This window comes from Phenylobacterium sp., from assembly GCF_030697925.1.
Taxonomy (GTDB): domain Bacteria; phylum Pseudomonadota; class Alphaproteobacteria; order Caulobacterales; family Caulobacteraceae; genus Phenylobacterium.
In genome coordinates, this window is record NZ_JAUYOJ010000160.1 from 37,690 (window position 1) to 48,108 (window position 10,419).

12 protein-coding genes are annotated in these 10,419 nt (G+C 68.9%); 1 reads left to right on the forward strand and 11 read right to left on the reverse strand.

Annotated elements, in window-relative coordinates:
- The first annotated feature begins 20 nt into the window (after nucleotides 1-20).
- Entirely contained in the window at nucleotides 21-590 is a 570-nt protein-coding gene (locus tag Q8Q88_RS15250) for a YqgE/AlgH family protein (RefSeq protein ID WP_305676043.1), read from the forward strand.
- On the opposite strand, the gene Q8Q88_RS15255 is transcribed toward Q8Q88_RS15250, so the two are convergent.
- The 11 genes from Q8Q88_RS15255 to Q8Q88_RS15305 form a co-directional block, all read right to left on the reverse strand.
- Nucleotides 587-2,245 (reverse strand): bifunctional diguanylate cyclase/phosphodiesterase, encoded by a 1,659-nt coding sequence (locus tag Q8Q88_RS15255; protein WP_305676044.1) that lies wholly within the window; start codon nucleotides 2,243-2,245, stop codon nucleotides 587-589. The genes Q8Q88_RS15250 and Q8Q88_RS15255 overlap by 4 nt on opposite strands.
- Nucleotides 2,246-2,276: 31 nt before the next feature.
- On the reverse strand, nucleotides 2,277-2,888 hold the full coding sequence (locus Q8Q88_RS15260) for a GNAT family N-acetyltransferase (protein ID WP_305676045.1): 612 nt from the start codon (nucleotides 2,886-2,888) through the stop codon (nucleotides 2,277-2,279).
- A 52-nt stretch (nucleotides 2,889-2,940) separates the two neighbouring features.
- The gene (locus Q8Q88_RS15265; protein ID WP_305676046.1) at nucleotides 2,941-4,230 is read right to left on the reverse strand and encodes a pitrilysin family protein; all 1,290 of its coding nucleotides are present in this window, start codon (nucleotides 4,228-4,230) and stop codon (nucleotides 2,941-2,943) included.
- Nucleotides 4,193-5,596 (reverse strand): threonine synthase, encoded by a 1,404-nt coding sequence (gene thrC, locus Q8Q88_RS15270; RefSeq protein WP_305676047.1) that lies wholly within the window; start codon nucleotides 5,594-5,596, stop codon nucleotides 4,193-4,195. The genes Q8Q88_RS15265 and thrC overlap by 38 nt, the downstream gene beginning before the upstream one ends.
- Nucleotides 5,596-6,324, reverse strand: coding sequence for an SURF1 family protein (locus Q8Q88_RS15275; RefSeq protein ID WP_305676048.1), 729 nt, complete (start codon nucleotides 6,322-6,324; stop codon nucleotides 5,596-5,598). Before Q8Q88_RS15275 ends, thrC begins: the two co-directional genes overlap by 1 nt.
- Complete coding sequence (locus Q8Q88_RS15280) at nucleotides 6,317-6,616, reverse strand: DUF983 domain-containing protein (RefSeq protein WP_371129868.1); 300 nt, start codon at nucleotides 6,614-6,616, stop codon at nucleotides 6,317-6,319. Before Q8Q88_RS15280 ends, Q8Q88_RS15275 begins: the two co-directional genes overlap by 8 nt.
- 59 nt (nucleotides 6,617-6,675) lie before the next feature.
- Nucleotides 6,676-7,554: a cytochrome c oxidase subunit 3 gene (locus Q8Q88_RS15285; RefSeq protein ID WP_305676049.1), complete on the reverse strand. Its 879-nt coding sequence runs from the start codon at nucleotides 7,552-7,554 to the stop codon at nucleotides 6,676-6,678.
- A 75-nt stretch (nucleotides 7,555-7,629) separates the two neighbouring features.
- A complete protein-coding gene (locus tag Q8Q88_RS15290; protein WP_371129867.1) occupies nucleotides 7,630-8,271 on the reverse strand; it encodes a cytochrome c oxidase assembly protein in 642 nt (213 codons plus the stop codon).
- Nucleotides 8,249-8,401, reverse strand: coding sequence for a hypothetical protein (locus tag Q8Q88_RS15295; RefSeq protein WP_305676051.1), 153 nt, complete (start codon nucleotides 8,399-8,401; stop codon nucleotides 8,249-8,251). The genes Q8Q88_RS15290 and Q8Q88_RS15295 overlap by 23 nt, the downstream gene beginning before the upstream one ends.
- A complete protein-coding gene (gene cyoE / locus Q8Q88_RS15300; RefSeq protein WP_305676052.1) occupies nucleotides 8,398-9,369 on the reverse strand; it encodes a heme o synthase in 972 nt (323 codons plus the stop codon). Before cyoE ends, Q8Q88_RS15295 begins: the two co-directional genes overlap by 4 nt.
- A gap of 99 nt (nucleotides 9,370-9,468) precedes the next feature.
- On the reverse strand, nucleotides 9,469-10,419 hold a 951-nt coding region (locus Q8Q88_RS15305), incomplete at its 5' end, for a cbb3-type cytochrome c oxidase subunit I (protein ID WP_305676053.1).

Sequence of the window (10,419 nt, forward strand, 5' to 3'; positions counted from 1 at the left end):
CCGGCTCAAATCTGCAAGGAATGGAAGACGGTTCGTTTCTCTCCGGCCAGATCCTGATCGCCATGCCGGGTATCGGTGACCCTCGGTTCGAGCGCGCGGTCGTGCTGATCTGCGCCCACGACGAGAGTCACGCCATGGGCATCGCCGTGAACCGGCCCGTCGAGGGCCTGACCGTGCCCGACCTGTTGAAGCGGCTCGAGGTCAAGTCGACCATAGAGATCCCGCCCGACCTGGTGCTGATGGGCGGACCGGTGGAGCGCGAGCGCGGCTTCGTGCTGCACACCAACGACTACATGGCCGGCGACCACAGCCTTCCCATCGGCGACGACGTCTCGCTGACCGCCACCCGCGAGGTGCTGGAGGCCATGGCCGGCCACAACTCCGCCCCGCGCCGTTCGGTGCTGGCCCTGGGCTATGCCGGCTGGGGGCCGGGCCAGCTGGAGCGGGAAATCCGCGAGAACGTCTGGCTGACCTGCGAGGCCGACGAGAGCCTGATCTTCGACGGCGACCACGGGCAGAAGTGGAGCAAGGCGCTCGCCAAGCTGGGCGTCGACGCCAGCCTGCTCAGCGCCACGGCGGGACGGGCCTAGCCGCGCGCCTTCACGGGCGCCGCGCCGTCCACATAGCTTTCGTTGAGATAGACCTCGGCCTCCTGCGGCGACAGAGCCGGGGCGTAGCCGAAGCCCTGACCGTAGTCGCAGCCGAGCGACAGGAGCTGGCGAGCCATCTGGGCGTTCTCGACGCCCTCGGCCACCACCTCCAGGGCGAGGTCCTGACCGAGCTTGACCACTGAGGAGACGATCTTCGCCGAGCCCTCGTTGGTGGCCATGGTCCGCACGAAGTAGCGATCGATCTTCAAGGTGTCGAAGGGCAACCGGGTCAGGTAGCTGAGCGACGAGAAGCCGGTGCCGAAGTCGTCCAGGGCCAAGGCCGCGCCCGCCTCGCGCAGGTTGCGCAGCACCAAGGCGGCTCGGTCGGGATCGCGCATGACGTCGCCCTCGGTGACCTCCAGCTTCAGCGCGCCCGGGGGCAGCCCGGTCTCGCGGCGGATGGCCAGGACGTCGGAGATCAGGTCGGGACGGTCGAGTTCGCCGGTCGACAGGTTCACCGCCACGGTGAGTTCTCCGGCGGCGCGGTGGTCACGGCGCCAGACGGCGAGCTGATGGCCGGCCTCGCGCATCATCCGCGCGCCCAGCTCGCTCATCAGCCCCATCTCCTCGCAGAGCGGCAGGAACTGGTCGGGGGTCAGCAGACCGCGGCGGGCGTGGCGCCAGCGGACCAAGGCCTCGAAGCCCGACAGGGCGCCGGTCGAGAGCCGCACGATGGGCTGGTAATAGGCCACGATCTCGCCGCGCCCCATGGCGCCGCGCAGGTCGCTTTCCAGAGCCAGGCGGGACAGGCCATCGCTTTCCAGGCCGCGGCCGTAGGCGGCGGCCCCGCCGCGTCCGCTGCTCTTAGCGGACTCCACGGCGAGCTCGGCCCGGCGCAGCAGCTCGGCGGCCTCGGGCGCGTCCTCGCCGCCGATCGCCTCGACGGCGCCGATGGAGAGGGTGGGATGGATGTCGAAGCCGGCCACCCGCAGGGGCTGCTCCAGGGCCTGGCGCAGGATCTCCGCGGCGCTGGGCGTGGAGGTGGGCGCCAGGACCGCGAATTCGTCCTCGCCGACCCGGGCCAGCAGGGCGTCGGGCGGGAATGCGGCGGCCAGGCGCGAGCCAAGGGCGGCCAGGACGAGGTCGGCCCGCTCGTGGCCCAGGGCCTCGTTCAGGCGGCGCAGGCGGTCCAGGTCGGCGACCACCAGCTCGTGATGACCCGGGGTCTGGAGCTGTTCACGAGCCCGGGTGACGAAGCTCTTGCGGTCCAGCAGTCCGGTGAGATGGTCGAGGTCGGAGGCGGCGAACTTGGTCTCCGGCGCGATCACGCCGGCGGCGCGCAGGCCCTCTTCCAGCCAGACGCCGCGCCAGATGCAGACCCCGCCGCCGCGCATCCGCAGGCGCACGGCGATTTCCGACCCCGGATCCTGCACCCGCAGGACGTCGTCGGCCATGGCCCGGTCCTGGGGCAGGGCCAGCGCGCGCATGGCGGCGGAAGAGCATTCGGGGGCGAGCGGGCCCAGACCAAGCGACCGCGATGCGCCGGTCAGGCGCAGACGATCCTTCTCCGGCTCCCAAAGCCAGAGCACCACATCGGCGGCGCCCAGCGCTTCGAGCGTCGTGGTGGCGTCCCAGATCCAACGATCGTTCGGCATCGCCTCAAGACGCTACAGGCCAACGCGTCGGTCAGACCGACACTCCGTTGTCCGGTCCCTCATGCGCCCGCAAGGGCGACACCAGGCCGAACAGGACATGGTCTCGCCAAACGCCGTTAATTTTCAGATAAGCCGAGGCGAGCCCTTCTTCCTTGAACCCGGCCCGGTTGAGCAGGCGCCGCGAGGCGTCGTTTTGCGGCCGGCAGGCCGCCTCCAGGCGATGGAGCGCCAGGGTGCGGAAGGCGAAGACCGTCAGCATCCGCACGGCCGCCAGGGTTTGTCCTTGTCGGGCAAAGGGTTGGCCGCACCAGTAGCCCACCGACCCCATCTGGGCGACGCCGCGGCGCACATTCGAGAGCGTGATCCCGCCGGTCAGGGCGTCGTCGGAAGCCCGAAACACGAAGAACGGATAGGCCGTGCCCGCTTCCCGGTCGCGGCCGTAGGCGGTCAGTCTGCGTCGGAAGGCCGCACGGCTAAGGTCGTCGGCCGGCCAGGTCGGCTCCCATGGCTGCAGGAAATCCCGCGAACGCGCGCGCAGGTCGCGCCACTCGGCATAGTCGGTCGTCCGGGGCGGACGCAGGCGCACGCCTTCGCCCTCGATTCGAAGGCCGCTCTCGGGCGCGATCCAATCCAGCAGGGCCATGGTCTGAAAATCGCGGGATTTCAGCCGGCGTCAACCCGCCGCTGCGCGCGCCCTAGCCGAACAGGGCCTGGCGGAAGGCGTCGGCGGCCTTCAGCGCCGCCCTGGGCCCCAGCACGCTGACCGCGCAGCGGCCCGGCGCCAGCATGGTCGCCCCCAAGGCCTCGAGGTCGGCCGCCGTCACGGCGTCGATCTGCCCGGCGAGGTCGGCGGGCCGCAGGGTCTCACCGAACAACAGGACCTGGCCGGCGGCCTGTTCGGCGCGCGCCAGCGGCGATTCCCGCGACATGAACATGGAGGCTTTGAGCTGGGCCTTGGCGCGGGAGAGTTCGGCGGCCTCGACCCCGGCGGCCATGCCCTGGATCTCGGCGGCCGCGACCCGGGCCAGTTCGGCCGCGTCCTTGGCCGCACAGCCGGCGAACACGCCCAGCAGGCCGGCGTCGGCATAGGTCTCCGAATAGGCGTCGACGGCATAGGCCAGGCCGCGCTTCTCGCGGGCTTCCTGGAACAGCCGCGAGGCCATGCCGCCGCCCAGGATCTCCGCATAGAGCCGCAGGGCGAAATAGGCCTCGTCGCGGACGCCAACGGCCGGCAGCAGGAAGACCAGATTGGCCTGCTCCAACGCCTTCACGGCGCTCTGGGCGCCGCCCTCGAACACCGGTGGCGTGGGCACGGCCGGTCCTTGCCCGCTGGCCCCGCCGAAGTCGCGCTCGACGAGCGCCAACAGTTCGTCCTCGTCCACTGCGCCGGCGGCCGTGACGATGAGGGCGTCCGGCGCATAAATGTTCGCCCGCCAGTCCGCCAGCGCTCCAGGCGTCGCGGGCGCGATCGAGGCGTCCGTGCCCAGGATCGGGCGGCCGAGGGGCTGGCCCGCATAGGCGGCGGCCTGGGCCATCTCGAAGACGATGTCGTCGGGGGTGTCGGCGGCCTCGGCGATCTCCTGGCCGACCACGTGGATCTCGCGGGCCAGGTCGCCGGCGTCCATGGTCGGGCGCAGGACCAGGTCGGCGATCACGGCGCTGCCGAGGTCCAGACCGCCCTTCAGGGCGCGAACCTGGAAGCTGGTGCGTTCATAGCCGGTGGCCGCGTTGAGCTGTCCGCCTTGGGCCTCGATCACCTCGACGATGTCGCGGGCCGAACGGGCGCCGGCGCCCTTGAAAACCATGTGCTCCAGCAGGTGCGACCAGCCGGAGCGGGCCTCATCCTCGAACCGCGCCCCGCGCCCGGCGACGACGGAGAGGGCGAGCGTCTCCAGGCCGTCGATGGGATCGCAGACCACCCGGACCCCGTTGCTCAGGGTGTGGACTCTAGGCAGGCGCGTGGCCTTCGGCGAAGGCCTGGACATAGGCCTTGATGGTGTCGGCGTCGGCCGGCAGGCGATCGTAGCGTTCGGCCTTGCCCGCCAGGTGCGCGGCGGAGCGCGGCATGACCGGCGTCTCGCCGGTGGCCGCGGCCACGGTGTCGGGGAACTTGGCCGGGTGGGCGGTCGACAGCACCACGACCGGGCCGGTCAGGCCGGGCGCGCGGCGCATGCCGGCCACGCCGACCGCGGTGTGGGGATCGATCAACTCGCCCGTCTCGCGCAGGGTCGAAACGATGGTCCGCGCGGTCTCGCCCTCGCTGACCGACACGCCGACGAAGGTCTCGCGCATGGCGGCATAGGCCTGGGGCGGGATGTCGATGATCCCGGTCTCGCCGAAGGCGGCGAAGGCGCGGGCGGTCTCCAGGCCGTCATGGCGGGCGCACTCGAAATAGAGCCGCTCGAAGTTCGAGGCCGACTGGATGTCCATCGCCGGCGACTGGGTCGGTGCGGTGACGCCGCGCACGTAGCGGCCCCCCTCGAAGGCTCGCGCCAGGATGTCGTTGGAGTTGGTGGCCACCACGATCTTGTCGATCGGCAAGCCCATGCGCTTGGCCACATAGCCGGCGAACCCGTCGCCAAAATTGCCGGACGGCACCGCGAAGGAGACGCTCCGATGCGGCGCGCCGAGCGCCACGGCGGTGGTGAAGTAGTAGACGCACTGGGCGACGATGCGGGCGAAGTTGATGGAATTGACCGCCGCCAGGCCGACCGATTGCTTGAGGCTGGCGTCCTGCAGGGCGGTCTTGAGGATGGCCTGGCAGTCGTCGAAATCGCCGGCTACCGCCACGCAGGCGACATTGCCCTCGGCGGCCGTCGTCATGAAGCGGCGTTGGACTTCGGAGATCCGTCCGTCCGGGAACATCACCACGATGCGCGTGTTGGCCCGGCCGCGGAAGGCCTCGACCGCCGCGCCGCCGGTGTCGCCGGAGGTGGCGCAGAGGATGGTCTGGGTGCGCTTCTGCTCGCCCAGAACATGGTCCGACAGCCGCGCCAGCAGCTGCATGGCCACGTCTTTGAAGGCCAGGCTTGGGCCATGGAACAGCTCGGCGATGAAGCCCTGCGGCGCGATCTGCTTCAAGGGCACGACGGCCGAGTGCGAGAAGGTGGCGTAGGCCTCGGCGCACATGTCGGCCAGGGTGTCGCGGGCGATCTCGTTGTCGACGAAGCGCGACAGGATCTCGGTGGCGACCGCGTGATAGGGCTGGCCGGCGAAGGCGGCGATCTCGTCCTTGGAGAGGGTCGGCCAGGTCTCGGGCACATAGAGCCCGCCGTCGGGGGCGAGGCCCGACAGGATCGCATCGATAAAGCCGACCGAGGGCGCCTGCCCCCGCGTGGACACATACCGCATCAAGCTTTCCACCTTCTCCAGAGCACGGCGGCATAGACGCCGACCAGGGCCGCGGCAAGGCCGAACCAGGTGAGCGCGTATTCCAGGTGGCGGTTGGTGATCTCGGCGGGCAGCGGCGCGGGGACCAGGGCCTTCCACTCCGGGTTGGTCGGGGTCTCGGCCATTAGGAACAGCGGGGCCGGCGCGGGGGCCTTCAACTGGGCGGCCATGGCGGCGATGTCGCGGGAGTACCAGTGGTTGGCCGCCAGGTCGTTGGGCGGGGTCACGAAGCTCGGCTTCTCCGGCGCGCGGAACACCCCGACCACCTCGACCGGCGCTGCGGCCGTGGGATCGACCGGCGGGCGGGAAGATATGGTGTCGGCCACGAAGCCGCGGTCCACCAGGATGGAGCCATAGGTCCCGCCCTCCAGCGCGCAGGCCGAAACCAGGCGCACCCCCGCCTGGCCGCCGCGCACGCCATAGACCTCGAGATAGGGCGCGGCGGCGAGGCCCGGACAGACCACGCGGGCGCGGGCGTATTCGAGGTCCTCACCAGCCTTCAGCTGCTCCAGGAGCGGGCTGAGATCGCCGGCGGGCGCCGACTGCAGGGCCGCGACCCGGGCCAGCAGGTCCTGCTTCCAGGCCAGGCGCTGGAACTGCCAGCCGCCCAGAGCGATGAGGATGCCGAGGGCGACCAGGACGCTGAGGGTGAGGCCGATCGGAAGCCGGCGGTGCGCCTTGTCAGTCATGCCGCGCTTCGGACGCCCGGTTGGAGAACTGGGCCGCCAGCATGACGCCCTTCAGCGGGCGCAGCAGGCCAAGGCAGACGCCGAGCGTCAGGGGCAGGAAAATCAGGATGTGCACCCAGATCGGCGGCGAGAAGGCGATCTCGGTGAACAGCATGGCGAAGGCGCACAGGAAGCCGGCGATCAGGATCACGAACACCGCCGGCCCATCGCCCGAATCGGCCTTGGCCAGGTCGTAGCCGCAGCTGTCGCAGGACGGCGCGACCTTCAGGAACCCCTGGAACAAGCGCCCCACTCCGCAGTTCGGGCAACGACCGCGAAGGCCCGCCAGCAGCGGATTGGGGCTACTCATGGTCAGTGGCCGCCGACTCCGCCGAACACCACGTAGATGAAGGCGAACAGGAAGAGCCAGACCACGTCCACGAAGTGCCAGTACCAGGCGGCCGCCTCGAAGCCGAAGTGCTGCTTGGGAGAGAAGCCGCCGTTCATCAGCCGGATCAGGCAGACCGTCAGGAAGATGGTGCCGATCAGGACGTGGAAGCCGTGGAAGCCCGTGGCCATGAAGAAGGACGAGCCGTAGAGGCCCGAATTGGCCTGGTCCTCGGCGCCGAAGAAATAGTTGTGCTGCAGGATGTGGGAGTACTCGTAGGCCTGGATCGAGGTGAACAGGACCCCCAGCAGGATGGTCAGGATCAGGCCGATCTGGGTGCCGCGGCGGTCGCCCTGCTGCAGGGCGTGGTGGGCCCAGGTGACCGTGGTGCCCGAGAGCAGCAGGGTCAGGGTGTTGACCAGGGGTAGGTTCCAGGCGGGAACGGTCTCGATGCCGGCGGGCGGCCAGGTGGCCCAGGCCGTGCGGACTTCCTCGATGCCGGACAGCGTCCGCGCCTCGTGGAAGAGGGCCATCTCGAAGAAGATCCAGAACCAGGCGACGAAGAACATCACTTCGGAAGCGATGAACATGATCATGCCGTAGCGCAGGCCGATCGCCACGACCGGAGTGTGGTCGCCCGCGTTGGCTTCCTTCACCACGTCCGACCACCAGCCGACCATGGTGTAGAGCACGCCGGCCAAGCCGGCGAAGAACAGCCACGAGGTGCCCTCCGGCAGGCCGAACAGGCCCTTCATCCAGGCCACCCCGCCCAGCGCCATCACCGTGGCGGAGGCGGACCCCACCAGCGGCCACGGGCTCGGGTTCACCAGATGGTAGTCGTGCTTGACTTCGCCGTGGGCCATTTCGGTCCTAACCCCTTTTGTATCTCACTGACGCCCGTCCCTCTCTCGAACGGACGTAAGACATTTCGCGTGACGCTATAGCCCCGCCCTGGCCGTTCCGCCAAGGGCCGAAGGATGCTTTGACGGCGCGGCCTGCGCGGCCTTGGCCTCCGCACTGCCGCCGACCGCCGGGAAGAAGGTGTAGGAGAGGGTCACCTCCCCCTTGGTCTTGGTCTCGAAGTCCTTCGCGTATTCCGGATCGACGAAGTAGACGACCGGGAATTCGATGGTCTGGCCTGCCGGGATCGTCTGGTCGGTGAAGCAGAAGCACTCGAGTTTCTGGAAGTAGGCGCCGGCCGATTCGGGCACGACATTGTAGACCGCCCGGCCGGTGAGCGCCTTGGTCCCGTTGTTCGTCACCTTGAAATAGGCCAGGCCCGTCTGGCCGATCTTGATGGTCTGGGAAGTCTGCTCCGCCGTGAAGGTCCAGGGCAGCTCGCGGACGTTGGCGTCGAAGCGGATGGTCAGCATCTGTTCCAGCACCTGGTCCGGCGCGGCCTCGGCCTTGCGGATGGTGCCGTCGAAGCCGGTGAGCTGGCAGAAGGCCTTGTAGAGCGGCACCGAGGCGTAGGCCATGCCGACCATGCCGAAGAACAGCGCGCCGCAGATCAGCGCCACGCGCTGGTTGCGCCTGGCCTCGGGCGAGGGCGTCGGCTTAGAGCGGGCGGTCGGCAACACTGGCTCCCAGGCGGACGACGGTGACGATGAAGACCAGCACCACGAACAGCACCAGTCCGAGGGCGAGCGCGATATTGCGGCCCCGACGGGCCTTGGCCTCGGCTTGCGGGTCTTGAACAGGCTCGCTCACTGGAAGGCTCCGACGGCGGGCAGGTCGAGCAGGTGCTCGGCCAGCAGGGTGGCGAACAGCAGGGTTAGGTAGAGGATCGAGAAGGCGAACAGGTTTCGCGCGTCCTTGGAGCTGGCCTTCACGTCGTAGAGACCGTCGTCGTTGCGCTCGCCGATCCGCTCGCCCGCGCGGCTCTTGAACACCCGCCAGGCGAGGACAAGGAACACCAGGCCCCCGGCGGCCGCCACCGCCAGGTAGGTCAGGCCGCCCAGGCCCGTGAAGGCCGGCACGATGCAGATCGGGGTGAACAGCAGGCTGTAGATTAGGATCTGCTTGCGTGTGGAGGCCGCGCCCGCGGTCACCGGCATCATCGGGACGCCAGCCTTCTCGTAGTCCTCGCTGGTGTAGAGCGACAGGGCCCAGAAGTGCGGCGGGGTCCACATGAAGATGATGGCGCACAGCAGCCAGGCGTTCAGCGGCGCAGCGCCAGTGGCCGCGGCCCAGCCGATCACCGGCGGCAGGGCGCCGGCCAGCCCGCCGATGACGATGTTCTGCGGCGTCGAGCGCTTCAGCCACATCGTATAGACCACGGCGTAGAAGAAGATGGTGAAGGCCAACAGCGCCGCCGCCAGCCAGTTGGTGGTCATGCCCAGCAGCATCACCGAGAACAGCGACAGGACCACGCCGAGCGCCAGGGCGTCGGCCCCCTGCACCTTGCCGGAGGGCACGGGACGGGCGCGGGTGCGGCGCATCTTGGCGTCGATGTCGGCGTCGTACCACATGTTGAACGAGGCCGAGGCTCCGGCGCCCACGGCGATGCAGAGGATGGCGATGGCGCCCAGCACCGGGTTCACCGGGCCCTGGGCGCAGACCAGGCCGGTGATGGCGGTGAAGATCACCAGCGACATCACCCGCGGCTTCAGCAGCTGGACATAGTCCTGCCACCGGGCCGGAGAGGATGCTCTGGAGAGGGCTGGCGACATGGCCATCTAGTTACTCTCAAATCCCTCGCAAAACGACCGAAGGGCGCGCGCCGGATTGTCCCAGCCCGCGCCCCTCGTCCTGCGTCTTTTTGGGGCCAAGCCGACCTAGTGCAGGTCGGGCCTCACTACCGGAAGTTCGTTGAACTGGTGGAACGGCGGCGGGGAGGACAGGGTCCATTCCAGCGTTGTCGCGCCCTCGCCCCACGGATTGGCCTCGGCCTTGCGGCGCGAGATCATGGCGTCGAGGAGCACCAGCAGGAAGACGCCCACGCCCACCAGGGTGATTGCGTAGCCCATCGACGACACCTGGTTCCACAGGGTGAAGGCGTCGGGATAATCCACGTAGCGGCGGGGCATGCCCTGCAGGCCCAGGAAGTGCTGCGGGAAGAAGATCAGGTTCACGCCCACGAAGGTGATCCAGAAGTGGGCCGCGCCCAGCCATTCGCGGTACTTCACGCCCCACATCTTCTCAAACCAGTAGTAGAAGCCGGCGAAGATCGCGAAGACGGCGCCCAGGCTCAGAACGTAGTGGAAGTGGGCGACCACGTAATAGGTGTCGTGCAGGCTGTAGTCGACGCCGGCATTGGCCAGCACCACGCCGGTCACGCCGCCGACCGTGAACAGGAAGATGAAGCCCATCGCCCAGAGCATCGGCGTCTTGAAATCGATGGAGCCGCCCCACATCGTGGCGATCCAGGAGAAGATCTTCACGCCCGTCGGCACCGCGATGACCATTGTGGCCGCCACGAAATAGGCGCGCAGGTTGATGCTCATCCCGACCGTGTACATGTGGTGCGCCCACACGACGAAGCCGATGAAGCCGATGGCCACCATGGCGTAGGCCATGGCGAGGTAGCCGAAGACGGGCTTGCGCGAGAAGGTCGACACGATGTGGCTGACCATCCCGAAGCCGGGCAGGATCAGGATGTAGACCTCGGGGTGGCCGAAGAACCAGAACAGGTGCTGGAACATCACCGGGTCCCCGCCGCCGGCGGCGTCGAAGAAGTGGGTGTTAAAGTTCCGGTCGGTGAGCAGCATGGTGATCGCGCCGGCCAG

What these genes read in the sequence shown, in the direction of transcription:
- cyoE (WP_305676052.1), bottom strand. Translation starts at nt 9,369, where the DNA reads ATGGCCATGTCGCCAGCCCTCTCCAGAGCATCCTCTCCGGCCCGGTGG.
- thrC (WP_305676047.1), bottom strand. Translation starts at nt 5,596, where the DNA reads ATGCGGTATGTGTCCACGCGGGGGCAGGCGCCCTCGGTCGGCTTTATC.
- Q8Q88_RS15260 (WP_305676045.1), bottom strand. Translation starts at nt 2,888, where the DNA reads ATGGCCCTGCTGGATTGGATCGCGCCCGAGAGCGGCCTTCGAATCGAG.
- Q8Q88_RS15265 (WP_305676046.1), bottom strand. Translation starts at nt 4,230, where the DNA reads ATGTCCAGGCCTTCGCCGAAGGCCACGCGCCTGCCTAGAGTCCACACC.
- Q8Q88_RS15275 (WP_305676048.1), bottom strand. Translation starts at nt 6,324, where the DNA reads ATGACTGACAAGGCGCACCGCCGGCTTCCGATCGGCCTCACCCTCAGC.
- Q8Q88_RS15250 (WP_305676043.1), top strand. Translation starts at nt 21, where the DNA reads ATGGAAGACGGTTCGTTTCTCTCCGGCCAGATCCTGATCGCCATGCCG.
- Q8Q88_RS15255 (WP_305676044.1), bottom strand. Translation starts at nt 2,245, where the DNA reads ATGCCGAACGATCGTTGGATCTGGGACGCCACCACGACGCTCGAAGCG.
- Q8Q88_RS15285 (WP_305676049.1), bottom strand. Translation starts at nt 7,554, where the DNA reads ATGGCCCACGGCGAAGTCAAGCACGACTACCATCTGGTGAACCCGAGC.